The sequence below is a fragment of the Pseudomonas entomophila L48 genome (assembly GCF_000026105.1).
Classification (GTDB): domain Bacteria; phylum Pseudomonadota; class Gammaproteobacteria; order Pseudomonadales; family Pseudomonadaceae; genus Aquipseudomonas; species Aquipseudomonas entomophila.
The window spans coordinates 345818-370796 of the sequence record NC_008027.1 but is presented as its reverse complement, the minus strand read 5'-3'; the positions used below and the strand labels follow the sequence as shown (position 1 = coordinate 370796).

Annotated in this window: 21 protein-coding genes; 13 read left to right on the top strand and 8 right to left on the bottom strand. The window is 66.3% G+C overall.

Annotation, left to right across the window (positions count from 1 at the left end):
- Positions 1-20: 20 nt before the first annotated feature.
- The 12 genes from PSEEN_RS01625 to PSEEN_RS01570 are packed head-to-tail and all read left to right on the top strand — an operon-like array spanning position 21 to position 11079.
- Positions 21-653 (top strand): outer membrane lipoprotein carrier protein LolA, encoded by a 633-nt coding sequence (locus PSEEN_RS01625; protein WP_011531774.1) that lies wholly within the window; start codon positions 21-23, stop codon positions 651-653.
- Complete coding sequence (locus PSEEN_RS01620) at positions 643-2958, top strand: MMPL family transporter (RefSeq protein ID WP_011531773.1); 2316 nt, start codon at positions 643-645, stop codon at positions 2956-2958. Before PSEEN_RS01625 ends, PSEEN_RS01620 begins: the two co-directional genes overlap by 11 nt.
- Before the next feature lie 2 nt (positions 2959-2960).
- The gene (locus tag PSEEN_RS01615) at positions 2961-4118 is read left to right on the top strand and encodes a cation:proton antiporter (protein ID WP_011531772.1); all 1158 of its coding nucleotides are present in this window, start codon (positions 2961-2963) and stop codon (positions 4116-4118) included.
- Positions 4105-5352, top strand: a complete 1248-nt coding sequence (locus PSEEN_RS01610; RefSeq protein ID WP_011531771.1) for an NAD(P)/FAD-dependent oxidoreductase — start codon at positions 4105-4107, stop codon at positions 5350-5352. The genes PSEEN_RS01615 and PSEEN_RS01610 overlap by 14 nt, the downstream gene beginning before the upstream one ends.
- A complete protein-coding gene (locus tag PSEEN_RS01605; RefSeq protein WP_011531770.1) occupies positions 5349-6080 on the top strand; it encodes a class I SAM-dependent methyltransferase in 732 nt (243 codons plus the stop codon). Before PSEEN_RS01610 ends, PSEEN_RS01605 begins: the two co-directional genes overlap by 4 nt.
- Complete coding sequence (locus PSEEN_RS01600; protein ID WP_011531769.1) at positions 6077-6562, top strand: hypothetical protein; 486 nt, start codon at positions 6077-6079, stop codon at positions 6560-6562. The genes PSEEN_RS01605 and PSEEN_RS01600 overlap by 4 nt, the downstream gene beginning before the upstream one ends.
- A complete protein-coding gene (locus tag PSEEN_RS01595; RefSeq protein WP_011531768.1) occupies positions 6559-7752 on the top strand; it encodes a beta-ketoacyl-[acyl-carrier-protein] synthase family protein in 1194 nt (397 codons plus the stop codon). The genes PSEEN_RS01600 and PSEEN_RS01595 overlap by 4 nt, the downstream gene beginning before the upstream one ends.
- A complete protein-coding gene (locus PSEEN_RS01590) occupies positions 7749-8219 on the top strand; it encodes a hotdog family protein (protein ID WP_011531767.1) in 471 nt (156 codons plus the stop codon). Before PSEEN_RS01595 ends, PSEEN_RS01590 begins: the two co-directional genes overlap by 4 nt.
- A complete protein-coding gene (gene fabG / locus PSEEN_RS01585) occupies positions 8212-8940 on the top strand; it encodes a 3-oxoacyl-ACP reductase FabG (protein WP_011531766.1) in 729 nt (242 codons plus the stop codon). The genes PSEEN_RS01590 and fabG overlap by 8 nt, the downstream gene beginning before the upstream one ends.
- Complete coding sequence (locus PSEEN_RS01580) at positions 8940-10166, top strand: beta-ketoacyl-ACP synthase (protein WP_011531765.1); 1227 nt, start codon at positions 8940-8942, stop codon at positions 10164-10166. Before fabG ends, PSEEN_RS01580 begins: the two co-directional genes overlap by 1 nt.
- Positions 10167-10189: 23 nt before the next feature.
- The gene (locus tag PSEEN_RS01575) at positions 10190-10618 is read left to right on the top strand and encodes a hypothetical protein (RefSeq protein ID WP_011531764.1); all 429 of its coding nucleotides are present in this window, start codon (positions 10190-10192) and stop codon (positions 10616-10618) included.
- Positions 10619-10632: 14 nt separating this feature from the next.
- Positions 10633-11079 carry a hypothetical protein gene (locus tag PSEEN_RS01570; protein ID WP_011531763.1) on the top strand — a complete coding sequence of 149 codons (447 nt, stop codon included), beginning with the start codon at positions 10633-10635 and terminating at the stop codon, positions 11077-11079.
- 114 nt (positions 11080-11193) lie between these two features.
- Here the strand turns inward: PSEEN_RS01570 and PSEEN_RS01565 are convergent, their stop codons facing one another.
- Positions 11194-12087 carry a LysR family transcriptional regulator gene (locus tag PSEEN_RS01565; protein WP_011531762.1) on the bottom strand — a complete coding sequence of 298 codons (894 nt, stop codon included), beginning with the start codon at positions 12085-12087 and terminating at the stop codon, positions 11194-11196.
- Between the two features lie 110 nt (positions 12088-12197).
- On the opposite strand from PSEEN_RS01565, the gene PSEEN_RS01560 reads away from it, so the two are divergent.
- On the top strand, positions 12198-13439 hold the full coding sequence (locus tag PSEEN_RS01560; RefSeq protein WP_044487561.1) for an MFS transporter: 1242 nt from the start codon (positions 12198-12200) through the stop codon (positions 13437-13439).
- 79 nt (positions 13440-13518) lie between these two features.
- Here PSEEN_RS01560 and PSEEN_RS01555 read toward each other — a convergent pair whose 3' ends face one another.
- The 7 genes from PSEEN_RS01555 to aroK all read right to left on the bottom strand — a co-directional run bounded on the left by PSEEN_RS01555 (position 13519) and on the right by aroK (position 24978).
- Positions 13519-13866 (bottom strand): NirD/YgiW/YdeI family stress tolerance protein, encoded by a 348-nt coding sequence (locus PSEEN_RS01555; RefSeq protein ID WP_011531760.1) that lies wholly within the window; start codon positions 13864-13866, stop codon positions 13519-13521.
- Positions 13867-13981: 115 nt separating this feature from the next.
- Positions 13982-15046 carry a uroporphyrinogen decarboxylase gene (gene hemE / locus PSEEN_RS01550; RefSeq protein WP_011531759.1) on the bottom strand — a complete coding sequence of 355 codons (1065 nt, stop codon included), beginning with the start codon at positions 15044-15046 and terminating at the stop codon, positions 13982-13984.
- 238 nt (positions 15047-15284) lie between these two features.
- On the bottom strand, positions 15285-16703 hold the full coding sequence (locus PSEEN_RS01545; RefSeq protein ID WP_011531758.1) for an FAD-dependent oxidoreductase: 1419 nt from the start codon (positions 16701-16703) through the stop codon (positions 15285-15287).
- 106 nt (positions 16704-16809) lie between these two features.
- On the bottom strand, positions 16810-21255 hold the full coding sequence (gene gltB / locus PSEEN_RS01540; RefSeq protein WP_011531757.1) for a glutamate synthase large subunit: 4446 nt from the start codon (positions 21253-21255) through the stop codon (positions 16810-16812).
- Positions 21256-21629: 374 nt separating this feature from the next.
- A complete protein-coding gene (locus PSEEN_RS01535; RefSeq protein WP_011531756.1) occupies positions 21630-23249 on the bottom strand; it encodes an AAA family ATPase in 1620 nt (539 codons plus the stop codon).
- A 15-nt stretch (positions 23250-23264) separates the two neighbouring features.
- Positions 23265-24362 carry a 3-dehydroquinate synthase gene (gene aroB / locus PSEEN_RS01530; RefSeq protein ID WP_011531755.1) on the bottom strand — a complete coding sequence of 366 codons (1098 nt, stop codon included), beginning with the start codon at positions 24360-24362 and terminating at the stop codon, positions 23265-23267.
- Between the two features lie 97 nt (positions 24363-24459).
- Entirely contained in the window at positions 24460-24978 is a 519-nt protein-coding gene (aroK, locus tag PSEEN_RS01525) for a shikimate kinase AroK (RefSeq protein WP_011531754.1), read from the bottom strand.
- Position 24979 lies beyond the last annotated feature (1 nt).

Genomic DNA, 24979 nt, shown 5'->3' with positions numbered 1-24979 from the left:
TAGGAGCCGGCTTGCCGGCGATGGACCGCAACGCGGTCCCATGCTCGCCCTGGCACCGCGCATCACGCGCATTGGCCGCGCTCCTGCTACTGCTCGCCAGCCCCCTGACCCTGGCCTTCACCCTCGACGACCTGCAAAAACAGCTCAGCGAACCCGCCGTGGTCAGCGGCCCGTTCATCCAGGAAAAACACCTGCGCGCCCTGCCCCAGCCACTGACCAGCAAGGGCCGCTTCGTCCTGGCCCGCGACCATGGCCTGCTCTGGCTGCTGCAAACCCCGCTGCGCCAGGACTACCGCATCGACGCCCAGGGCATCGCCCGCCGCGACCCGAGTGGCTGGCAAACGCTGCCCGCCCGCAGTGCCGGCGCCGAGCAGAACCGCCTGTTCTTCGCCGTACTGCAAGGCGACAGCAGCGGCCTGCAACGCGACTTCGACCTGGCGCTGTCAGGCGACGCCATGCACTGGCAACTGCGCCTGACCCCGCGTTCGCTGCTGCTCAAGCAAGTGTTCACCCGCATCGACATCGCCGGCGGGCGCTACGTCGAGCGCATCGAGCTGAGCGAGACCCAGGGCGACAGCACCGTGCTGCGCATGCCCGAGAGCCAAGGCGCCAGCGCCCTCAGCGACGCGGAGCGCAGCGATTTTGCCGACTGAACGCCTGTTGCCGCGCCTGTTCGCGGGCCTGCTGCTGATCATGCTCGCCGTGGCTGGCTGGCAATGGCATCGGGGCGCGCCGCTGTCGGCCGACCTGATGACCCTGGTACCGGGCGCCACCCAGGACCCGCTGGTCAAGCAAGCCGAGCAGCGTATGCAAGAGCCGCTCAACCGCGAGCTGCTGGTGCTGGTCGGCCATCCCCAACGTGAACAGGCCGTCGCCCTCGCCGAGCACCTGGCCGGTCAGTGGCAAGCCAGCGGCCTGTTCGAAAAGGTGCAGTGGAGTGTCCAGACCGACCTGCAGGCCCTGCGCGGGCAACTGCTGCAAGGGCGCCTGGCGATGCTCTCGGCCCGTGACCGGCAACTGCTGGCCGAGCAACCCGACGCCTTTGTCGAACAACGCCTGCAAAGCCTGTTCGACCCCTTCGCCGGCTTCAGCCTGGTGGCGAGCCAGGATGACTGGCTCGGCCTGACCGGTCGCATCCAGCAGAGCCAGCCCAAGCCGGTCAACGTGCAACTGGACACCGCCAGCGGCGCGCTGATGGCCGAGGCCGACGGCCAGCAGTGGGTGCTGCTGCGCGCTCGCACCCTGGGCAACGCCTTCGACATGCACCTGCCCTTGCAGGTGGCCGACCTGCTGGCCCACGCCCGCGTCGAGGCCAGCCAGCAAGGCGCCCAGCTGCTGGCGGCCAGCGGCCTGCTGTACGCTGCTGCCGGCCAGCAACAGGCCAGTCGCGAGATCACCTGGGTCGGCGGCGGCGCCACCGTGGGCATCCTGCTGCTGTTGCTGCTGGCCTTCCGCCGCTGGCGCGTGTTGCTGGCCTTCGTGCCGGTGCTGGTGGGCATGCTGTTCGGCTCGGTGGTGTGCGTGGCGCTGTTCGGGCAGATGCACGTGATGACCCTGGTGCTCGGCTCCAGCCTGATCGGCGTGGCCGTCGACTACCCGCTGCACTACCTGTCCAAGAGCTGGAGCCTGCAACCCTGGCGCAGCTGGCCGGCCGTGCGCCTCACGCTGCCGGGGTTGAGCCTGAGCCTGGCGACCAGTTGCATCGGCTACCTGGCCCTGGCCTTCACGCCGTTCCCCGCGCTGACCCAGATCGCCGCGTTCTCGGCCGCCGGCCTGGTCGGCGCCTACCTCAGCGCCGTGTGCCTGCTGCCGGCCTTGCTCGGTGGCGTCGAGCTGCGCCCGGCCCAATGGCCGCTGCGGGTGGCGCAATGGCTGACCGCGCTGCGCGCCGGCCTGCTGCGCCGTGTCCCCAGCGCCGCACTGCTGGCCCTGCTGGTGCTGTTCTGCGCCGCCGGGCTGTGGCGCCTGGACAGCCGCAACGACGTGCGCCAGTGGGTCGGCAGCCCACCCCAGCTGCTGGAAGAAGCCCAGGCGGTGGCGCGCGTCACCGGATACCAGCCCACCAGCCAGTTCTACCTGGTGCGCGGCACCGACCCGCAGCAACTGCTGGAGCGCCTGCGGGCGTTGTCGGAAAAACTCGACGAGCTGGTCGACCTGGGCAAGCTCAAGGGCTACATGTCCCTCGACCGCCTGGTTGCCAGCCCCGCCGAGCAGGCGCGCACGCTCCAGGCCCTGGAGCGGCTGCCCGAACACTGGCAACCGCTGCTGGCCCAAGGCGTGCCGGAAACCGCGCTGCAGGCCGAGCTCAAGCAATTGCACCAACTGCCGATCCAGTCCATCGACGATGTCCTCGCCGGCCCCTTGGGCGAACCCTGGCGCGCCTTGTGGCTGGGCCAGGTGGACCAGGGCGTGGCCGCCGTCGTCAGTCTCCAGGGGTTGAACGACACCGCCTTGCTGCGCCTGCAAGCCGATGGCCTGCCCGGCGTGCAACTGGTGGACCGGCTGGGTGAGTTGAACCAGCTGTTCGCCGCCACCCAGATCAGCGCCGCCGAGCTCAAGCTGCTGTCGTGCGCGCTGATCCTGGTGCTGCTGGTGCTGCCGTTCGGCCTGCGCGGTGCCTTGCGCATCGTCGCCCTGCCCCTGCTCGCCGCGCTGTGCAGCCTGGCCCTGCTGGGTTGGTTCGGCCAGCCGCTGACGTTGTTCAGCCTGTTCGGCCTGCTGCTGGTGACCGCCATCGGCGTCGACTACGCGATCCTCATGCATGAGCGCGTCGGCGGCGAGGCGGTGAGCCTGCTGGGCACCCTGCTGGCGGCACTGACCACCTGGCTGTCGTTCGGCCTGCTGGCCCTGTCGAGCACACCGGCGGTAAGCAACTTCGGCCTGGCGGTGAGCCTGGGCCTGGCAATGAGCTTCATCCTGGCCCCCTGGGCCGCGTCGCGCGAAGGAGCGCACAGCTGATCATGACCGTGTTGTTGTTCTGGGCCCTGGCCCTGCTGCTGTTCGCGCTGGCCTGCGCGCTCGGCAAGCGCGTGGGGCTGATCCCGATCGTCAGCCAGCTGCTGCTGGCGACCCTGGCGCTGCCGCTGCTGATGCTGCTGTGGGTCGAGCCGCACTGGCAGCTCGACGGCGCCACGCTGGTCGCGCCGAGCTGGCTCAAGACCCTGTATGGCTGCAGCTTCGCCCTGCTGCTGGGGCACATCCTCGCCGACGTCGCCGAGCTGCGCGTCGACCGCGAGGCGCTGAAGCTCGCCGTGCCCAGTTTCCTGGTGCCCTTCGCCTGCGGCCTGGCCTGCGCGCTGTGGCTGCTGGATCAGGGCGGCCTCACCGCGCTGGCCCTGGGCCTGGTGTTCGCCATCACCGCAATCCCGGTGCTGTACCTGTACCTGCGCGCCATCGACTATCCACCCGCGGCCAGCCGACGGCTGCTGCAGGCGGCGATCCTCATCGACCTGGCCTGCTGGCTGCTGCTGGGCCTCGGCCAGGGCAGCCTGCAACCAGGCAGCCTGGCCTGGCCGCTGCTGGCCGCGGCCCTGCCCGTGCCGCTGCACTTCATCGGCCTGCGGGCGCCCAAGGCCTACGGGGCACTGTTCCTGGCACTGTTGTTCGTCGCCGAGCACTACCGGCTCAACGCCCTGGTCTTCGGTATCGGCTACCTGGCCTGCCTGGCCGGGCTCAAGGTCCCGGTGCGCCTGCCACTGTCGGCCACCTGGAGCCGCCGCCTGCAACAGGGCGTGGCGGTGCCGCTGATCCTCACCTACGGCGTGGTGCAGATCGATGTGCACCACACCCTGCAAGGCTTCGATGCGCTGCAACTGGCCGCCCTGCTGGCCCTGCCGATCGCCAGCAAGCTGCTGGGCAACTGGCTGGGCCTGTGCTGGGCCGCCCCGTCGTTCGCCGGCGCGAGCAAGTGGCGCGAAAGCCTGCTGCTGAACATCCGCGGCCTGAGCGAAATCGTCTTTCTCAACCTGCTGCTGCAACAGGGGCTGATCGGCCCGGCGCTGTACTTCGCCCTGATGCTGATGAGCCTGGTTGCCACCCTGATGCCGGCATTGGCCGGCCTGCACCGGATTCCCCTGAATACTGCCCCGACGGCAAGGAGCCCTCATGCCGAACTGTGAACTGCAACAACGCCAGGTGCTGGTGATCGGCGCCGGGCCTTCCGGCGCCATCGCCGCCGCCCTGCTCAAGCGCAAGGGCCACGATGTGCTGGTGATCGAGCGCCAGCGCTTTCCGCGCTTTTCCATCGGCGAGAGCCTGCTGTCCCACTGCCTGGACTTCGTCGAAGAGGCCGGGATGCTCGAGGCCGTCGAGGCTGCGGGCTTCCAGCACAAGAACGGCGCCGCCTTCGCCTGGGGCGAGGAATACAGCGCGTTCGACTTCGGCCTGACCTTCTCCCAGGGCAAGCCGAGCACCTTCCAGGTGCAACGCGCGCAGTTCGACCAGTTGCTCGCCGACCAGGCGCAAGCCCAGGGCGTGGAGATCCGCTACGAGCACGAAATCGTCAGCGTCGACATGGGCGGTGACTGCCCGCGTGTGCGGGTACGCCGCCCCGAGGGTGATGAATACGAAGTGGAAAGCGCCTTCGTGCTCGACGCCAGCGGCTACGGCCGCGTGCTGCCGCGCCTGCTGGAACTGGAAGCACCGTCGAACTTCCCGGTGCGCCAGGCGGTGTTCACCCATATCGAGGACCGCATCGACCACCCCGGTTTCGACCGCGACAAGATCCTCATCACCACCCACCCCGAACACCGTGACATCTGGTTCTGGACCATCCCGTTCAGCAACGGCCGCACCTCCCTCGGCGTGGTCGCCGCCGCCGAGCGCTTCGCCGAGGCGCCGGCCGACCTGGACGCCTGCCTCAAGCACTTCGTGGCACAGACCCCGAGCCTGTCCACTGTGCTGGCCAATGCCGTGTGGGACACCCCGGCGCGCACCATCGGCGGCTACTCGGCCAATGTCAGCACCCTGCACGGCCCGGGCTTCGCCCTGCTGGGCAACGCCGCCGAGTTCCTCGACCCGGTATTCTCCTCGGGCGTGACCATCGCCATGCGCTCGGCGAGCATGGCCGCCAACCTGCTGCACCGTCAGCTGGAAGGCGAGGTGGTGGACTGGCAGGCCGAGTTCGCCACGCCGCTCAAGCGTGGCGTCGACACCTTCCGCGCCTATGTCGAAGGCTGGTACGACGGCAGCTTCCAGGACGTGATCTACCACCCCGGCAGCTCGCCGGAAATCCGCGCCATGATCAGCTCGATCCTGGCCGGCTACGCCTGGGACCTGCGCAACCCGTTCGTCGCCGAGCCCAAGCGCCGCCTGCGTACCCTCGCCGAGCTGTGCGCGAGGACGCCGGCATGAGCCAACAGCCCTACCTGAGCGACACCTACGTCGAAGAGACCCGCATCGGCTTCTGGTTCCTGCGCAGCCACACCTGGCAACACCATGTGCTGCGCGTGGCGATCAACGACCTGCGCGGGCTGTTCGATGGCGAGCTGCCCCAGGCGCCGGTGCTGTTGGACGCCGGCTGCGGCCAGGGCAAGTCGTTCAAGCACCTGCTGCAGGTGTTCGCCCCGTCGCGCCTGCTGGGCACCGACGCCGACCCGCACAGCCTGGCGCTGAGCGCCGCCGAGGCGCAGCGGCTGGGTGTTGAGGTGGAGCTGCAGGGCAGCGACTGCGCGGCGCTGCAGTTCCCCGACGCCAGCGTCGACATCCTGTTCTGCCACCAGACCTTCCACCACCTGGTGGAGCAGGAGAAAGCCCTGGCCGAGTTCTACCGGGTGCTCAAGCCGGGTGGCTACCTGCTGTTCGCCGAGTCCACCGAGGCCTACATCGACACCTGGGTGATCCGCTGGCTGTTCCGCCACCCCATGCACGTGCAGAAGAGCGCCGAAGGCTACCTGCAGATGCTGCGCGCCCAGGGCTTCGAATTCACCGCGCGCAACGTGTCCTACCCTTATCTATGGTGGAGCCGCTCGAAGGATTTCGGCCTGCTCGAACGCCTGGGCCTGCGCAAGCCGCCACCCGTTGGCCAGCGCGAGGAAACCCTGGTCAACGTGGTGGCGCGCAAGCCACTGGAGCAACCATGAAACACCTGCTGGCGCTGTGCCTGTGCCTGTTGCTCGGCGCCTGCGCCGCGCACCCGCCGCTGCCTGAAACGCTGCCCTCGCTGACGCTGCCGCGCCAGCTGCACGTGCAGCGCGAGCAGGACGGCCAACGCCAGGACTGGCTGCTGGTGATCCAGAACGAAGACCACCGCCTGCGCTGGTCGCTGCTCGACCTGCTGGGTATCCCCCAGGCCCGCCAGTTGCTCGATGGCACACGCTGGCAGGCCGACGGCCTGCTGCCGCCCAACCCGGCCGCGCGCGAGCTGTTCGCCGCCGTACTGTTCGCCCTGACACCCGCCGAGCAACTGCAGCGCCTGTACCCACAGGCTCGCCAGCAGGGCCAGCAACGCTGGCTGGGCGACCGCTGGCAAGTCAGCTATCGGGCCAGCGACCTTTTCACCTTGAACCTGGGCCAGGGCCTGCGCTATGAAGTCAGCCCATTGCCCAGCGAGAACACACCATGACCGCCTACCTCAATGCCTTGGGCCTGGTCTGCGCCCTCGGTCGCGGCCAGGCCGAGGTGGCCGCGCGCCTGTTCGCCGGTGACTGCTCCGGCATGCAGCCCCAGGACGGCTGGGTACCGGACCGGCGCCCTCCCGTGGGCGCGGTGAGCGGCGAACTACCCGCCGTGCCACTGCCCGAACAGCACAGCCGCAACAACCAGCTGCTCTACTGCGCGGCCCTGCAGATCGAACCGGCGATCCGCCAGGCGATCACCGAATTCGGCCCACAGCGGGTCGGCGTAGTGCTGGGCACCAGCACGTCGGGCATCGCCGAAGCCAGCGCCGGCATCGCCCATTACCTGCGCGAAGGGGCCCTGCCCGACAGCTACCGCTACGACCAGCAAGCGCTGAGCGCCCCTGCCGAGTTCCTGGCCGACTGGCTGCAACTGAGCGGCCCGGCCTATGTGATTTCCACCGCCTGCACTTCCAGTGGCCGGGCGCTGCTGAGCGCGCGCCGCCTGCTCGACCTGGGCCTGTGCGACGCGGTGCTGTGCGGTGGCGTCGACAGCCTGTGCGGGCTGACCCTCAACGGCTTCAGCGCCCTGGACGCAGTCAGCGAACAACGCTGCAACCCGTTCTCGGTCAACCGCGACGGCATCAACATCGGCGAAGGCGCGGCGCTGTTCGTCATGACCCGCACGCGTCCGACGCAGGGCCCTTCAATCGCCTTGCTGGGTGCCGGCGCCAGCTCCGACGCCCACCACATTTCGGCTCCGGACCCCACCGGCAAGGGCGCCTTGCAAGCCATGGCCAAGGCCCTGGACAATGCCGGGCTGGCCGCGGCGCAGATCGACTACGTGAACCTGCACGGCACCGCCACCCAGCACAACGACGCCATGGAAAGCCTGGCCGTGCATGCTCTGTTCGGTGCCAGCACGCCCTGCTCGTCGAGCAAGCCGATGACCGGCCATACCCTCGGCGCGGCCGGTGCGCTGGAAGCGGCGTTCTGCTGGCTGGCCCTGAGCGAACACAACCCGGACAACCGGCTGCCCCCCCATGTGTGGGACGGCCAGCGCGACCCGCAACTGGCGAACCTGGCCCTGGCCGACAGCGACCAGCGCCTGCCCCAGGAACGCCCGCGCCGATTGATGAGCAATTCGTTCGCCTTCGGCGGCAACAACGTGAGCCTGATTCTCGGAGACACCCCATGATTGCCTGGCCTTTGGCCGAACTGCTGCCCCACGCCGGCGACATGATCCTGATCGATCAGGTCGACAGCTGCGACGAGGAGCAGATCCACACCCGTACCACCGTGCGCCCCGGCGGCCTGTTCAACCGCGCCGACGGCAGCCTGCCGGCGTGGCTGGGCCTGGAGCTGATGGCCCAGAGCGTGGCGGCCTACGCCGGCTGCCGCGCCCGCCGCCTCGGCCAGCCCGTGGAGCTGGGCTTCCTGCTTGGCACCCGCAAGTTCGAATGCGATGTCGAGCAGTTCCCGGCCGGCGCCGAGTTGCACATCCACGCGCTGCGCTCGCTGGAAGACGACAACGGCATGGGCGTGTTCGAATGTCACCTGCGTGGCCCCGGCATCCATGCCAGCGCCCGCCTGAATGTCTACCGCCCGCCGCAAGTGGCCAGCTACCTGGCCGAGGCGGGCCCTGAGGAGTCCCCCCATGACTGACACCATCCTGGTCACCGGCTCCAGCCGTGGCATTGGCCGGGCCATCGCCCTGCGCCTGGCACGCGCCGGTTTCGACCTGGTCCTGCACTGCCGTAGCGGCCGCGCCGAGGCCGACGCCGTCGCCGCCGAGGTCCAGGCCCTGGGCCAGCAGGCACGGGTGCTGCAGTTCGATGTCGCCGACCGCGAAGCCTGCAAGGCCATCCTGGAGGCCGACGTGGAGACTTACGGCGCCTACTACGGCGTGGTGTGCAATGCCGGCCTGACCCGCGACGGCGCCTTCCCGGCGTTGACCGAGGACGATTGGGACCAGGTCATGCGTACCAACCTGGACGGCTTCTACAACGTCCTGCACCCGCTGACGATGCCGATGATTCGTCGCCGCGCGCCGGGCCGCATCGTCTGCGTCACCTCGGTGTCCGGGCTGATCGGCAACCGCGGCCAGGTCAACTACAGCGCCTCCAAGGCCGGACTGATCGGCGCCGCCAAGGCCCTGGCGATCGAGCTGGGCAAGCGCCGCATCACCGTCAACTGCGTGGCCCCGGGGCTGATCGACACCGCCATGCTCGACGAGCACGTACCGGTGGACGAACTGCTGAAGATGATCCCCGCCGGGCGCATGGGCACGCCGGAAGAAGTGGCCGGCGCGGTGAATTTCCTCATGTCGCCCGAGGCGGCCTACATCACCCGCCAGGTGCTGGCGGTCAACGGAGGGCTGTGCTGATGCGCCGCGTCGTCGTCACCGGCATGGCCGGCCTCACCGCCCTGGGCAATGACTGGGCCACCATCGCCGGGCATTTCGCCCAGCGCCGCAGCGGCATCCGCCGCATGGACGAATGGGACCGCTTCGCGGAACTCAACACCCGCCTGGCCGGCCCCATCGATGACTTCCAGGTGCCCGGCCACTGGACCCGCAAGCAGCTGCGCAGCATGGGCCGGGTGTCGCGCCTGGCGGTCGCCGCCGCCGAGCGCGCCCTGGCCGACGCCGGCCTGCTCGACGACCCGAGCATCCGCGACGGCCGCATGGGCGTGGCCTGCGGCTCGTCCACCGGCAGCACCGACGAGATCAAGGCCTTCGGCAACATGCTGCTCAACTCGGTGGCCGACGGCCTGAATGCCAACTCCTACGTGCGTATGATGCCCCACACCACGGCGGCCAACATCAGCATCTTCTTCGGCCTCACCGGGCGCCTGATCCCCACCTCCAGCGCCTGCACCAGCGGCAGCCAGGGCATCGGCTACGCCTACGAGGCGATCAAGTTCGGCCGCCTGCCGATGATGCTCGCCGGTGGCGCCGAAGAGCTGTGCCCCACCGAGGCCATGGTGTTCGACGCGCTCTACGCCACCAGCCTGAAGAACGATACCCCGCACCTGAGCCCGCGCCCCTACGACATCGACCGCGATGGCCTGGTGATCGGTGAAGGCGGCGGCATGCTGGTGCTCGAGGAGCTGGAGCACGCCCTGGCCCGCGGTGCGCGAATCCACGCCGAGATCGTCGGCTTCGGCAGCAATGCCGACGGCCAGCACACCACCCGCCCGGAGCAGGCCACCATGCGCCGGGCCATGGAGCTGGCCCTGGAAGACGCCGGCCTGGCCCCCGAGGCGATCGGCTACGTCAACGGCCACGGCACCGCCACCGAGCAGGGCGACATCGCCGAGACCCAGGCCACCAGCAGCCTGTTCGGCCCACGCATGCCGATCAGCTCGCAGAAGAGCTTCCTGGGCCACACCCTGGGTGCCTGCGGCGCGCTGGAGTCGTGGTTCAGCATCGAAATGCTGAACAGCGACCGCTACGTGCCCACCCTCAACCTCGATCATGTCGACCCGCGTTGCGGCGAGCTGGACTACCTGCGCGGCGAGTTCCGTGCGATGAACCATGAACATGTGATGAACAACAACTTCGCCTTCGGCGGGGTCAACACGTCGTTGATCTTCCGTCGCTGGCCCTGAGATCCCCTACTGGAGAGCAAGGAATGTCCCCATCCATCCGCGCCGTGGCCCTGGGCCTGGCGCTGGCCGGCCTGGCCGGCTGCACCTCGAAACCTGTGTTGAACCCCACCGAGCAGTTGACCGCCAGCCATGCCTACAGCCAGCCGCAAGTGCAGCAGGCGATCCTCAAGGCCATCGCCGAGCGCGGCTGGACCGCGCGCAACGTCGGCCCCAGCGTGATCCAGGCCGACATCACCGTGCGCAACACCTTCTTCGCCGCCGTGGACATCCACTACAGCCCCAGCCAGTTCCGCATCGCCTACCGCGACAGCCGCGAGCTGGGCTACAACGACGGCAAGATCCACCGCAACTACAACCGTTGGGTCTACAACCTGGACCGCAGCATCGTGCGCGAGCTGAACGCCGCGCACACCCAGAGCCTGGTGCAACCGCAAAGCAACGCCCTCAACTGATCAAGGACCGACCCATGCGCCTTAAAACCTGGACCGCCGCCACCGCCCTGCTGCTCTGCGCCCTGCCGGGCATCAGCCAGGCCCGCGACACCGCGCTGTACCTGCCGTTCGAGAAAGTGGTGCAGCAGATGCTGGCCGAGAAGAAGCTCGATGGCTCGGTGAAGTTCTACCTGGCCGGCGTGCAGCCGCGCGGCAAGGTCAGCGTGCTCAGCCCGAACGCGGTGACCAACAAGAAGACCAACGCCTTCAACAAGAGCGACGAAGCGGCCTGCGAGTGGGCCCTGCAGTCGGCCCTGCTGACCCTGCAGGATGCCGCGCGCAAGGCCAACGCCAACGCGGTGACCAACATTGTCAGCTACTACAAGAAGAACGAGCGCAAGGACGCCGCGACCTATGAGTGCCATGCCGGCGCGGTGGTCGCGGGTGTCGCGGTCAAGGGTGACCTGTCGCGCATCGATTGACGCTGCAGCGCATCTCCCTGTAGGAGCCGGCTTTGCCGGCGAATGGGCCAAGGTGAATGGCACTGGCTTTGCCAGTGTTCGCCGGCAAGGCCGGCTCCTACAGGTATCGGCCGGTCAGCCGCATAGCTTTCCGGTGAGCAGTTCGGCAAAGGCCTTGGCCATTGCCGAACCACCCCGCTCACGCTGCACCAGCCACACCGCCGTCATCGCCTCTTCATCCAGCAACGTGCGGTACACCACCCCATCGATGCGCATGCGCTGGAACGACGCCGGCAACACCGACACCCCCAACCCCGCCGACACCAGGCCGATGATGGTCATCGCCTCACCTGCCTCCTGGGCAAAATGCGGGCTGAAACCCGCCTGACGCGCCAAACTCAGCAACTGCGCATGCAGCCCGCTGCCATAGCTGCGGGGAAAGAACACGAACGGCTCCTGCGCCAGGTCCGCCATGTACACCCCCGCCCCGCCGCTCTGGGCCAACGGATGCGAGGCGTTGATCACCGCCACCAGCGGTTCGCGCAACAGCTCGGTGACCACCAGGCCGTCGGGCAGCGGCATCGGCCGCATCAGGCCCACCTCGATCGACTCGTCGAACACTCCTTCGGCCACGTCCCGGCTGCTCATCTCCTTGAGGTTCAGGTGCACTGCCGGGAAGCGCTGGCGAAAAGCATGCAACGCCTTGGGGATCTTCGAGGTGAACGGTGCCGAGGAGGTGAACCCGATCTTCATCTCGCCCAGCTCGCCCAGTTGCGCGCGCCGGGCAACATCGGCGGCCTTTTCCACTTGAGCGAGTACCTGCCGAGCCTCCTCCAGGAACAGCCGCCCCGCCTCGCTGAGCTCGACCCGACGGTTGGTGCGCTCGAACAGGCGCGCCCCCAGCTCCTGTTCCAAGGCCTGGATCTGCTGGCTCAAGGGCGGTTGCGAGATCCCCAGTTGCTGGGCCGCGCGGCCGAAATGCAGCTCTTCGGCCACGGCGATGAAATAGCGCAGGTGACGCAGCTCCATGATCCACTCCAATAGGTCGCAATACGTATCAAACAGGTCGAACAATATATTGGATCTAATCATTAGCCAGCTATATGCTTTTTTCACCGCAGCACCTGAGGTACCCGCCCGTGAGATCCGCCGTAGCCCCCCTGCCTGTCGAACCCGACCCTGCCTTCAGCGACATCTGGATCGAAAAAGGCACCCCTGCCTTCATGAAGACCGTGCTGGCCCTGTTCAGCGGCGGCTTCGCCACCTTCGCCCTGCTCTACTGCGTGCAGCCGATGATGCCGCTGCTGTCGCAGGAGTTTTCCATCAATGCGGCGCAGAGCAGCCTGGTGCTGTCGGTGTCCACCGCGATGCTGGCCTTCGGGCTGCTGATCACCGGGCCGATTTCCGACCGTGTCGGGCGCAAGCCGGTGATGGTCTTCGCCCTGCTCTGCGCCGCCCTGTCGACCCTGGCCAGCGCGGTAATGCCAAGCTGGGAGCTGGTGCTGGCGACTCGCGCCCTGGTGGGTTTGTCGTTGAGCGGTCTGGCGGCGGTGGCGATGACCTACCTGAGCGAAGAGATCCACCCACAGCACATCGGCCTGGCCATGGGGCTGTACATCGGTGGCAACGCCATCGGTGGCATGAGCGGGCGGTTGATCACGGGCGTGCTGATCGACTTCGTCAGCTGGCACACGGCGATGTTGACCATCGGTGGCCTGGCGCTGGTGGCGGCGCTGGTGTTCTGGAAGGTGCTGCCCGAATCGCGCAACTTCCGCCCCCAGGCAATGAACCCGCGCAACCTGCTGGACGGCTTCACCCTGCACTTCAAGGATGCCGGGCTACCCTGGCTGTTCCTCGAAGCCTTCCTGCTGATGGGTGCCTTCGTCACCCTGTTCAACTACATCGGCTACCGCCTGCTGGCCGGGCCCTACCACATGAACCAGGCGCTGGTCGGGCTGCTCTCGGTGGTGTACCTGTCGGGGATCTACAGCTCGGCGCAGGTCGGTGCCCTGGCTGACAAGCTGGGCCGGCGCAAGGTGTTCTGGGCCAGTATCCTGGTGATGGCCGGCGGCCTGCTGATGACCCTGGCCAGCCCGCTGGCGATGATCATCGTCGGTATGCTGGTGTTCACCTTCGGCTTCTTTGGCGCGCACTCGGTGGCCAGCAGCTGGATCGGGCGCCGGGCATTGAAGGCCAAGGGGCAGGCGTCGTCGCTGTACCTGTTCTGCTATTACGCCGGGTCGAGTGTCGCCGGGACGGCGGGCGGGGTGTTCTGGCACATGGCCGGATGGAATGGGATCGGGCTGTTCATCGGCAGCCTGCTGGCGGTGGCGTTGCTAGTGGCGCTGCACCTGAGCAGGCTGGTGCCCAAGTCCGCGTGAGCTTCTTCGCCGGCAAGCCGGCTCCTACAGGGAGTGCATCCATCCTGTAGGGGCCGGCTTGCCGGCGAACAATCGCTGATCAGTTGATGATCTCGACGATATCCACATCCACTTCGCGGCTCATCAGGTGCTTCTCCACCTCGCCGGTCAGCTTGACCCGGGTCTTCTCGTTGAACGGCGTCGGCGGCAGGTCTTCGTTGTCGATCTCGACGGTGATGGTGCCGGTGTTGTCCTTGAATTCGTACTTGTCGTCGTTGTCGAGCTTCTTGGTCACGAAGCCCTGCAGCACCACCGGGGTGTCATCGGCAGCTTCCTTGGCGGCGGCGACACTGGTCACGGCCTGGGCACCTGGGCCGGTGTAGCCAGCGGCCAGGGCGGCAGTGCTGAACAGTGGGGCGAGGATCAGGGGCAGGTAACGGGCTTTCATGGTGATCGGGTCCTGTTTGCGTTTTGATGGCCCCAGATTACCGACGATCGCTGAATTCAAACTTAATGCAACAAAAAGCCCGGCACATGGCCGGGCTTCTCGCATAACGCGCCGATTACTGATGGTACTGCGCCGACAGTTCGTGCACCGCGTTGATGAACACGCCCGCATGCTCCGGATCGACCTCTGGAGTGATGCCGTGGCCCAGGTTGAACACATGGCCGCTGCCCTTGCCATAGCTGGCCAGGATGCGCGCCACTTCCTTGCGGATGGCCTCGGGCTTGGCGTACAGCACGGTCGGGTCCATGTTGCCCTGCAACGCCACCTTGTCACCCACGCGGCGGCGGGCGTCGCCGATTTCGCAGGTCCAGTCCAGGCCCAGCGCGTCGGCGCCGGCTTCAGCGATGCTTTCCAGCCACAGGCCGCCGTTCTTGGTGAAGAGAATGACCGGCACTTTGCGCCCCTCGTGCTCGCGGATCAGGCCGCTGACGATCTTGCGCATGTAGGCCAACGAGAATTCCTGGTAGGCCGCCGCCGAGAGGTTGCCGCCCCAGGTGTCGAAGATCTGCACGGCTTGGGCGCCGGCCAGGATCTGGCCGTTGAGGTAGCTGGTGACCGACTGCGCCAGCTTGTCCAGCAGCAGGTGCAGGGCTTGCGGGTTGTCATAGGCCATGGCCTTGGTCTTGCGGAAGTCTTTCGACGAACCGCCCTCGACCATGTAGGTGGCCAAGGTCCACGGGCTGCCGGAGAAACCGATCAGCGGCACGCGGCCGTTGAGCTCGCGACGGATGGTGCTGACGGCATCCATCACATAGCCCAGGTCCTTCTGCGGGTCGGGGATCGGCAGGGCTTCGATGTCCGCCAGGGTGCTGATGACCTTCTTGAAGCGCGGGCCTTCGCCGGTTTCGAAGTACAGGCCCTGACCCATGGCGTCGGGGATGGTGAGGATGTCCGAGAAGAGGATCGCCGCGTCCAGCGGGTAGCGGTCCAGCGGCTGCAGCGTCACCTCGCAGGCGAACTGCGGGTTCATGCACAGGCTCATGAAGTCGCCGGCCTTGGCGCGGCTGGCGCGGTACTCCGGGAGGTAGCGGCCAGCCTGGCGCATCATCCAGACCGGGGTGACGTCTACGGGTTGCTTGAGCAGTGCACGCAGGAAACGATCGTTCTTCAGGGCAGTCATGTCGGCATCCGGAAAAAAAGTGCGGGCATTTTCTCAGACGCGGACGCAAAAGGCACGGCCATGGCCATGCGTTTTGTCTATCGGGTGCCATGGATCAAACGTTTTTGTATACAAAACTGAACCGGGGGGCTGCTCCGCAGCCCTTTCGCGGCACAAGGCCGCTCCTACAGAAGATCGCGTTCACCTGTAGGAGCGGCCTTGCGTCGCGAAAGGGCCGCAAAGCGGCCCCGACGATCAATCAGACTTCGAGGTAGTCCAGAATCCCTTCGGCGGCAGTACGCCCTTCGAAGATCGCCGTCACCACCAGGTCCGACCCCCGCACCATGTCGCCACCGGCAAACACTTTCGGGTTGCTGGTCTGGTGCTTGAACTTGCCCTTCTCCGGCGCCACCACACGGCCCTGGCTGTCGGTCTGGATATCGAACTGCTCGAACCACGGCGCCGGGCTCGGGCGGAAGCCGAAGGCGATCACCACGGCGTCGGCCGGCAGGATCTCCTCGGAACCCGGGATCGGTTCGGGGCTGCGGCGGCCACGGGCATCCGGCTCGCCGAGGCGGGTCTCGACCACCTTCACACCTTCGACCTTGTCCTCGCCGACGATGGCGATGGGCTGGCGGTTATAGAGGAACTTGACGCCTTCTTCCTTGGCGTTCTTCACCTCTTTGCGCGAACCCGGCATGTTGGCTTCGTCACGACGATAAGCACAGGTCACCGACTTGGCGCCCTGGCGAATCGAGGTGCGGTTGCAGTCCATCGCGGTGTCGCCACCGCCCAGCACCACGACCTTCTTGCCCTGCATGTCGACGAAGTCTTCCGGCGACTTTTCGAAGCCCAGGTTGCGGTTGACGTTGGCGATCAGGAAATCCAGCGCGTCGTGTACGCCCGGCAGGTCCTCGCCCGGGAAGCCACCCTTCATGTAGGTATAGGTGCCCATGCCCATGAACACCGCGTCGTACTCGGCGAGCAGCTGTTCCATGGTGATGTCCCTGCCCACCTCGGTGTTCAGGCGGAATTCGATGCCCATGCCGGTGAAGACTTCGCGGCGGTTGCTCAGCACGGTCTTTTCCAGCTTGAACTCAGGGATGCCGAAGGTCAGCAGGCCACCGATCTCCGGGTTCTTGTCGAATACCACCGGGGTGACGCCGGCACGCACCAGCACATCGGCGCAGCCCAGGCCGGCCGGGCCGGCGCCGATGATGGCGACGCGCTTGCCGGTGGGCTTGACCTTGGACATGTCCGGGCGCCAGCCCATGGCGAAAGCGGTGTCGGTGATGTACTTCTCCACCGAGCCGATGGTCACCGCGCCGAAGCCGTCATTGAGCGTGCAGGCCCCCTCGCACAGACGGTCCTGCGGGCACACGCGGCCGCACACTTCCGGCAGGGTGTTGGTCTGGTGCGACAGTTCCGCCGCGGCCAGGATATTGCCTTCGGAAACCAGCTTCAGCCAGTTGGGGATGAAGTTGTGCACCGGGCACTTCCACTCGCAGTACGGGTTGCCGCAGCCCAGGCAACGGTGTGCCTGCTCGACCGACTGCTGCGGCTTGAAGGGTTCGTAGATCTCGACGAACTCTTTCTTGCGCTGGCGCAGCAGCTTTTTCTTCGGGTCCTTGCGGCCCACTTCGATGAACTGGAAGTCGTTGTTCAGACGTTCAGCCATTTTTCAAAACCTCTTTACCGCAGTTGCCGGCTTCAGCCGCAAGCTGCAAGACGATCACTTGAGCCAGGCAAGCCCCGCGCACGGGGCCCGCCACTTGCAGCTGTTGTTACTGCGGGTTGGCACGGGTGCTGGACAGCAGGTGCTTGAGGTTGGCCGCCTTCGGCTTGACCAGCCAGAAGCGCCGCACGTAGTCGTCCAGGTTCTCGGAGAGCTCACGCCCCCACTCGCTGCCGGTCTCGTCCACGTACTCGCCCAGGACCCGCGCCAGATGGCTGCGGTAGGCCTCCATCGCCTCGCCACTGATACGCTGGATTTCCACCAGCTCGTGGTTGAGTTTGTCGACGAAGGTGTTGTCCATGTCGAGCACGTAGGCGAAACCGCCCGTCATGCCAGAACCGAAGTTGTAACCGGTCTTGCCCAATACGCAGACAAAGCCGCCGGTCATGTATTCACAGCAGTGATCGCCGGTGCCCTCGACCACAGCATGGGCGCCGGAGTTACGCACAGCGAAGCGCTCGCCCGCGGTACCCGCGGCGAACAGCTTGCCGCCGGTGGCGCCGTACAGGCAGGTGTTGCCGACAATGGCGCTGTGCTGGGTTTCGAACGGGCTGCCGGCTGGCGGCACGATGGTGACCTTGCCACCGGTCATGCCCTTGCCGACGTAGTCGTTGGCGTCGCCTTCCAGGTGCAGGTTCAGGCCCCCGGCGTTCCACACGCCGAAGCTCTGGCCCGCGGTGCCCTTGAAGCGGAAGGTGATCGGCGCCGCGGCCATGCCCTGGTTGCCGTGCAGCTTGGCGATTTCGCCGGAGATGCGCGCACCGATGGAACGGTCGCAGTTGCAGATGTCGAGGCTGAACTCGCCACCGGCCAGGTCACGGATGGCCGGCAGGGCCATGGCCACCATCTTCTCGGCCAATTCGCCCTGGTCGAACGGCGGGTTCTTGTCGACTTCGCAGAACTGCGGCTTGTCGGCCGGGATGTGCGAGCTGCCCAGCAACGGCGACAAGTCGAGGTATTGCTGGCGTTCGGTGTCGCCCGGCAGCACGTCGAGCAGGTCGGTGCGGCCGATCAGCTCGCCCAGGCTGCGCACACCCAGCTTGGCCAGCCACTCGCGGGTCTCCTCGGCGACGAAGGTGAAGAAGTTGATCACCATGTCGACGGTGCCGATGTAGTGGTCCTTGCGCAGCTTGTCGTTCTGGGTGGCCACGCCGGTGGCGCAGTTGTTCAGGTGGCAGATGCGCAGGTACTTGCAGCCCAGGGCGATCATCGGCGCGGTGCCGAAGCCGAAGCTCTCGGCGCCGAGGATGGCCGCCTTGATCACGTCCAGGCCGGTTTTCAGGCCGCCGTCGGTCTGCACCCGCACCTTGCCGCGCAGGTCGTTGCCGCGCAGGGTCTGGTGGGTTTCGGCCAGGCCCAGTTCCCACGGGGCACCGGCGTACTTGATCGAGGTCAGCGGCGAAGCGCCGGTACCACCGTCGTAACCGGAAATGGTGATCAGGTCGGCGTAGGCCTTGGCCACGCCGGCGGCGATGGTGCCCACGCCGGCTTCGGCCACCAGTTTGACCGACACCAGGGCCTGCGGGTTGACCTGCTTGAGGTCGTAGATCAGCTGGGCCAGGTCTTCGATCGAATAGATGTCGTGGTGCGGCGGTGGCGAGATCAGGGTCACGCCCGGTACCGCATAGCGCAGCTTGGCAATCAGGCCGTTGACCTTGCCGCCCGGCAGCTGGCCGCCCTCACCGGGCTTGGCGCCCTGGGCAACCTTGATCTGCAGCACCTCGGCATTGACCAGGTATTCCGGGGTCACGCCAAAACGGCCGGTGGCTACCTGCTTGATCTTGGAGCTCTTGATGGTGCCGTAGCGGGCCGGGTCTTCGCCGCCCTCGCCGGAGTTGGAGCGCGCGCCCAGGCGGTTCATCGCCTCGGCCAGCGCTTCGTGGGCTTCAGGCGACAGTGCGCCGAGCGAGATGCCGGCGGAGTCGAAACGCTTGAGGATGGCCTCCAGTGGCTCGATCTGGTCCAGCGCCAGCGGCTGTTCGGCGACCTTGACCTTGAGCAGGTCGCGGATCATCGACACCGGTCGCTGGTCTACCAGCGTGGTGTATTCCTTGAACTTGTTGTAGTCGCCCTGTTGCACGGCGGCCTGCAGGGTGTTGACCACATCCGGGTTGTAGGCGTGGTATTCGCCGCCGTGGACAAACTTCAGCAGGCCACCTTGCTGGATTGGCTTGCGCGCGCTCCAGGCTTCGGCGGCCAGCAGCTTCTGGTCGCCTTCGAGGTCGACGAAGCGCGCCCCCTTGATGCGGCTGGACACGCCCTTGAAGCTCAGGCCAACCACTTCCTCGGACAGGCCGATCGCTTCGAACAGCTGCGCGCCACGGTACGAGGTGATGGTGGAGATGCCCATCTTCGAAAGGATCTTCAGCAGGCCCTTGGAGATGCCTTTGCGGTAGTACTTGAAGACTTCATCCAGGTCGCCCAGTACTTCGCCGGTGCGAATCAGGTCGGCCAGTACTTCATAGGCCAGGTACGGGTAGACGGCCGAGGCACCGAAGCCCAGCAGCACGGCGAAGTGGTGCGGGTCACGGGCAGTGGCGGTCTCGACCAGGATGTTGCTGTCGCAACGCAGGCCTTGTTCGGTCAGACGATGGTGCACCGCGCCGACAGCCAGCGAAGCATGCACCGGCAGCTTGCCCGGGGCGATGTAGCGGTCGCTAAGCACCAGCTGGGTCTTGCCGCCGCGCACGGCTTCTTCTGCCTGATCGGCGATGTTGCGGATCGCTGCTTCGAGGCCGACGCTTTCGTCGTAGTTGAGGTCGATCAGCTGGCGGTCGAAGCCTTCGCGCTCCAGGTTCATCAGCGAACGCCACTTGGCGGGTGAGATGACCGGCGAGCTGAGGATCACCCGCGAGGCGTGCTCGGGGGATTCCTGGAAGATATTGCGCTCGGCGCCCAGGCAGATTTCCAGGGACATCACGATCGCCTCGCGCAGCGGGTCGATCGGCGGGTTGGTCACCTGGGCGAACTGCTGGCGGAAGAAGTCGTACGGCGAGCGCACGCGCTGCGACAGCACGGCCATCGGCGTGTCGTCGCCCATCGAGCCGACCGCTTCCTGGCCCTGCTCACCCAGCGGGCGCAGCACCTGGTCACGCTCCTCGAAGGTGACCTGGAACATCTTCATGTATTGCTTGAGCTGGTCGGCGTCGTAGCTGGCCACGCCCTGGTCGTCGGTCAGCGTCGCCTGGATGCGCGTGGCATGCTGACGCAGCCAGCGCTTGTACGGGTGGCGCGACTTCAGGCGGTTGTCGATGGCGTCGGTGTCGAGGATCTGGCCGGTCTCGGTGTCCACGGCGAGGATCTGGCCCGGGCCGACACGGCCCTTGGCCAGGACTTCCTCAGGCTGGTAACCCCATACGCCGATTTCCGAGGCGATGGTGATGTAGCCGTTGGTGGTGGTCACCCAGCGCGCCGGGCGCAGGCCATTGCGGTCGAGCAGGCACACCGCGTGGCGGCCTTCGGTCATGACGATGCCGGCCGGGCCATCCCACGGCTCCATGTGCATGGAGTTGTATTCGTAGAAGGCGCGCAGGTCGGCGTCCATGGTCTCGACGTTCTGCCAGGCCGGCGGAACCAGCATGCGCACGCCGCGGAACAGGTCGATGCCGCCGGTGACCATCAGCTCCAGCATGTTGTCCATGCTCGAGGAGTCGGAACCGACGCGGTTGACCAGCGGGCCGAGCTCTTCGAGGTCGGGGATCAGGTCGTTGGCGAATTTGGTGCGACGGGCCATGGCCCAGTTGCGGTTACCGGTGATGGTGTTGATCTCGCCGTTGTGGGCGAGGAAGCGGAAGGGCTGGGCCAGCGGCCACTTCGGTAGAGTGTTGGTGGAGAAGCGCTGGTGGAACACGCAGATCGCGGTCTGCAGGCGCTCGTCACCCAGGTCCGGATAAAACGCCGCAAGATCGCGCGGCATCATCAGGCCTTTGTAGATGATGGTCTTGTGCGAGAAGCTGCAGATGTAGTGGTCGGCGTCATGGGCGTTGGCCACGGACGAGCGGCGACGGGCACTGAACAGCTTGATGGCGAATTCCTGGTCGCTCAGGCCTTCGCCGCCGATGAACACCTGCTCGATCTGCGGCAGGCGCTCCAGGGCCAGGCGCCCCAGTACACGGGTGTCGATCGGCACTTTACGCCAGCCGACCAGCTTGAGACCGGCGTTGACGATCTCGCGGTCCATGTTCTGGCGGGCGGCTTCGGCTTTCACCGGGTCTTGGTTGAAGAACACCATGCCGACGGCGTACTGCCTGGGCAGCTCGGCGGCGAAGTGTTCCCGGGCCACGGCACGCAGGAATTGATCGGGCTTCTGCATGAGCAGACCGCAACCGTCGCCGGTCTTGCCGTCGGCGTTGATGCCGCCGCGGTGGGTCATGCAGGTCAGCGCCTGCATGGCGGTTTGCAGAAGGTGGTGACTCGGCTGCCCCGTCATATGGGCGATCAGGCCGAAACCACAGTTGTCCTTGAATTCTTCGGGATGGTACAGACCTGTTTTCATAGACACTTTCTCACCAGGTTCACCTCTCAACCGGAGGCAAATCTCTTTTTTAACAACCACTTACCATCCACGCCGATCAAACGCCAGCTTTTTTGCGGTGGTCATGGAAAACCATTGTTGCACAGCGACAGCGACGCCCACAAATTTTCATGTCTCACCATTGAAAATTTATGTCGCAATTTTGAATGTTTTTGCGCCATGCGCCGTGGTAGCGGCTTGGCTCGAGTCTGAAGCGTTTCAGCCAGGACTGCAAGGAAGGGCTTGTGGCCGGCAGTCTGGGACAGAAAAGCCTGCCGCGCTCGGGCGCAGCAGGCTAGTCGAAAGCTAGAAGTCGCTCAGCAACTGGGCGGCGGGGTGGTGCCGCCCGGAAGGTATCAGCGGGCCGTGGCCAGCTCTTGTTGGACGCTGCCGACGGTACGTGGCCAAGGTTTACCAGCCTGGACCTTGGCTGGCAAGTTCTTGATTGCCGCAGCAGCGGCGTCGCGGCTGGCGAAGTTGCCGTAGGTGACGACGTACAGCGGCTTGCCCTGCAGGTTTTTCTTGAAGTAGCGATAGTCGCCACCCTGTTCCTTGACGAACGACTGGGCCGACGCCTCGGAGCTGGTACCGAAGATCTGCACCACGTAATTGCCCGGTTTCTGGCCGGCATACCAGCCACTGTTACCCGCACCACCCACTGCCGGTTTCTCCACGGGCTTGGCCGCTGGCTTGGCGCTGGCAACCTGGGTCGGGGCTGGGGCAGGCTTGGCAGGTGCAACCGGTTTTGCCGGCTGGGTTGCGACAGGTTTTGGCGCCGGCGCAACCGGCTGAACCGGTGCAGGGGTGACCGGCTGTGCGGGTGCTGGCGCCGGGCTGGCTGTGGCGCCTTGCGGCGGGGCGATGGTAGTCACGGTCGGCGGCACGGCAGCCGAAGGCGCGGACGGCTGCAGCGCGGTATTGCCCGCCGGGCCGCTCTCTTCGCCTTCGCCCATGCCCGCGGCCTGAGCCAGCGGCTCGCGCATCACTGGCTGCGACTGGCCGACCAGCGGCAGCGGCATAGGCTGGGAGGAGCCGGAGAACTCGATGGCCGGCGCACCATTGCCACCCTGCCCCAACGGCAGTTGGGCCTGGCCGGTAGGCGCTTCGGCCGGGGCCTTGTCGCCTTTCTTGGGCATCATGACCGCCGCACCGACGGCGACCACGACCACAGCGGACAACGCGAGCACGTGTTTCTTAGGCATTTTGAACCCCATGGATGGTCGCTTGGCCGTGGTACGGCTGGCGATCATGGTTTCGATCAAGGTATCGCGGGCGACCTGGTTGATGTTTCCAGGCCAACCGTCGGAGTTTTCGTGGATGTCGACGATCTGCTCGCGAGTGAACACCTCGATGCCCCGGCCAGCGCCTTCCAGGCGCTGCTCCAGGTACTCGCGGGTCTCTTCCTCGCTGTACGGGGCCAGCTCGATGATATGGAAACGCTCCTCATCGATGTTGATCTCTTCCAGCCCGGCGATCAGCGACGGCTCGCCGAACAGGAACACGTGCGGGCGCCCTTCGGAGGTACCTGCCGCCAACTCCAGCAACGCTTGGAGTGCCGACTCGTCGAGTTGTTCCGCATCATCCACCAGCAGGTAGACTTCCTGACCGGTCAGCGCCAGTTGCACCACCTGCGTAAGAATGGCCTGCACTTCCGGCTGTGCCACGTTCAGCGACTGGGCCACCTGGCCCAGCACGCTGGCCGCGTCGCTGGCGCCACGGGCGGAGACCACCACGCTCTGCACCGACTGTTTGTTGGTGCTGGCCACCAGCGCCTGGCGCAGCAAGGTCTTGCCGCTGCCCACGGGGCCGGTGACCACCAGCATCAACTGGCTGTAGCGCGCCAGGTGGTGCAACTGGCCCAGCACCGGCTTGCGCTGGGCAGGGAAGAACTTGAAGCCGGGCACGCGGGGCGCGAACGGATCGTGGCTCAACTGGAAATGATCGAGGAACGCCTCATCGGCATGCAAAGTGCTCATTGCGTTGTCACAACCTCAAAGCTGGGCCACGATCGCGCGGTAATCCGCCGCCAGCGTGGCCTGAAGAATCTCTTTCGGATAGTCGTCGGTGACGACGGCCTCGCCCATCTGGCGCAACAGCACCAGGCGCAGGCGCCCGTCGAGCACTTTCTTGTCGACCGCCATGTGCTCCATGAAATGCGCCGGGGTCATTTCCTGTGGTGGCACCACCGGCAATCCTGCGTCCTGCAGCAGGCGAATACCGCGATCACGCGCCGGCTGGTCGATCCAGCCCAGGCGCATGGACATTTCCAGGGCCATCACTGTGCCGGCCGCCACGGCTTCACCGTGCAGCCATACACCGTAGCCCATGTGGGTTTCGATGGCATGGCCGAAGGTATGGCCGAGGTTGAGCGTGGCGCGCACGCCCGATTCGCGCTCGTCTGCGCCGACAACGGCCGCCTTGGCCGCGCAGGAGCGGCGGATGGCTTCGGTCAGGGCCACAGGCTCCAGGGCGCGCAAGGCCTGCATGTTGTCTTCGAGCCAACCGAGGAAGGGCTCGTCACAAATCAGGCCGTACTTGATGATTTCAGCCAGCCCCGCGGACAGCTCGCGCTGGGGCAGCGTCTTCAGGCTGGTGGTGTCGATCAGCACGGCATTGGGCTGATAGAAAGCACCGACCATGTTCTTGCCCAGCGGGTGGTTGATACCGGTCTTGCCACCGACCGAAGAATCCACCTGGGACAGCAGGGTGGTCGGGACCTGGATGAAGTCCACGCCACGCTGATAACAGGCCGCGGCGAAGCCGGCCATGTCGCCGATCACGCCGCCGCCGAGCGCCACCACGGTAGTACGACGGTCGTGACGCGCGCTCAGCAGGGCATCGAAGACCAGTTGCAGGGTTTCCCAGTTTTTGTATTTTTCGCCGTCGGGCAGCACCACCGGCAGCACCGAGTAGGCGCCCAACGTCTTGCTCAGGCGTTCGAGATACAAGGGTGCGACGGTCTCGTTGGAAACGATGGCGACCTGCCGGCCGGCGATATGGGGCGCCAGCAGTTCAGGCTGGTCCAGAAGGCCCTCGCCAATGTAGATCGGGTAGCTGCGTTCGCCCAGGTCGACCTTTAGTGTCTGCATGTATCCCCACAATGTACTTGGGCGCGGCGCCTATCGAGCGAGCCACGCGATCAGGTTGAACCCCGCCTCGGCGATGGAGGCCGAGGATAGACCCCGCTTATCGGGGCGGCAACTGCTGCAGGCGCTCCAGAATGTCGAGCACCACCATGCGTGGCGGCCGTTCGTCGGTTTCCACCACCAGGTCGGCAATCTCGCGATAGAGCGGGTCACGCGCTTCGAACAAGGCACGCAGGGTCGCTTCCGGGTTGGCGGTGCGCAGCAAGGGGCGGTTGCGGTCCCGCGAGGTGCGCCCGACCTGCTGCTCCACCGAAGCATGCAAGTAGACCACCCGGCCGCCCGCTCGCAATGCGGCACGGTTGGCGTCACGCATCACCGCGCCGCCGCCGGTGGCCAGGACCACGCCGTCGAGTGCGCAGAGTTCGGCGATCATCGCCTGCTCACGCTCACGAAAGCCCGGCTCGCCTTCCTTGTCGAAGATCCACGGGATGTTGGCGCCGGTTCGCAGTTCGATTTCCTTGTCGGAATCCTTGAACAGCAGGCGCAGCTCTTTGGCCAACAGGCGCCCGATGGTGCTCTTACCAGCGCCCATGGGCCCCACAAGTATCAAATTTCGCACA

Excerpts from the sequence above, each read along its gene's own strand:
- PSEEN_RS01565 (WP_011531762.1), bottom strand. The coding sequence starts at position 12,087 with ATGGAGCTGCGTCACCTGCGCTATTTCATCGCCGTGGCCGAAGAGCTG.
- PSEEN_RS01590 (WP_011531767.1), top strand. The coding sequence starts at position 7,749 with ATGATTGCCTGGCCTTTGGCCGAACTGCTGCCCCACGCCGGCGACATG.
- aroB (WP_011531755.1), bottom strand. The coding sequence starts at position 24,362 with ATGCAGACACTAAAGGTCGACCTGGGCGAACGCAGCTACCCGATCTAC.
- PSEEN_RS01555 (WP_011531760.1), bottom strand. The coding sequence starts at position 13,866 with ATGAAAGCCCGTTACCTGCCCCTGATCCTCGCCCCACTGTTCAGCACT.
- fabG (WP_011531766.1), top strand. The coding sequence starts at position 8,212 with ATGACTGACACCATCCTGGTCACCGGCTCCAGCCGTGGCATTGGCCGG.
- PSEEN_RS01580 (WP_011531765.1), top strand. The coding sequence starts at position 8,940 with ATGCGCCGCGTCGTCGTCACCGGCATGGCCGGCCTCACCGCCCTGGGC.
- PSEEN_RS01535 (WP_011531756.1), bottom strand. The coding sequence starts at position 23,249 with ATGAGCACTTTGCATGCCGATGAGGCGTTCCTCGATCATTTCCAGTTG.
- PSEEN_RS01545 (WP_011531758.1), bottom strand. The coding sequence starts at position 16,703 with ATGGCTGAACGTCTGAACAACGACTTCCAGTTCATCGAAGTGGGCCGC.
- PSEEN_RS01600 (WP_011531769.1), top strand. The coding sequence starts at position 6,077 with ATGAAACACCTGCTGGCGCTGTGCCTGTGCCTGTTGCTCGGCGCCTGC.
- PSEEN_RS01570 (WP_011531763.1), top strand. The coding sequence starts at position 10,633 with ATGCGCCTTAAAACCTGGACCGCCGCCACCGCCCTGCTGCTCTGCGCC.
- gltB (WP_011531757.1), bottom strand. The coding sequence starts at position 21,255 with ATGAAAACAGGTCTGTACCATCCCGAAGAATTCAAGGACAACTGTGGT.
- hemE (WP_011531759.1), bottom strand. The coding sequence starts at position 15,046 with ATGACTGCCCTGAAGAACGATCGTTTCCTGCGTGCACTGCTCAAGCAA.
- PSEEN_RS01605 (WP_011531770.1), top strand. The coding sequence starts at position 5,349 with ATGAGCCAACAGCCCTACCTGAGCGACACCTACGTCGAAGAGACCCGC.
- PSEEN_RS01575 (WP_011531764.1), top strand. The coding sequence starts at position 10,190 with ATGTCCCCATCCATCCGCGCCGTGGCCCTGGGCCTGGCGCTGGCCGGC.
- PSEEN_RS01610 (WP_011531771.1), top strand. The coding sequence starts at position 4,105 with ATGCCGAACTGTGAACTGCAACAACGCCAGGTGCTGGTGATCGGCGCC.
- PSEEN_RS01615 (WP_011531772.1), top strand. The coding sequence starts at position 2,961 with ATGACCGTGTTGTTGTTCTGGGCCCTGGCCCTGCTGCTGTTCGCGCTG.
- PSEEN_RS01625 (WP_011531774.1), top strand. The coding sequence starts at position 21 with ATGGACCGCAACGCGGTCCCATGCTCGCCCTGGCACCGCGCATCACGC.
- PSEEN_RS01595 (WP_011531768.1), top strand. The coding sequence starts at position 6,559 with ATGACCGCCTACCTCAATGCCTTGGGCCTGGTCTGCGCCCTCGGTCGC.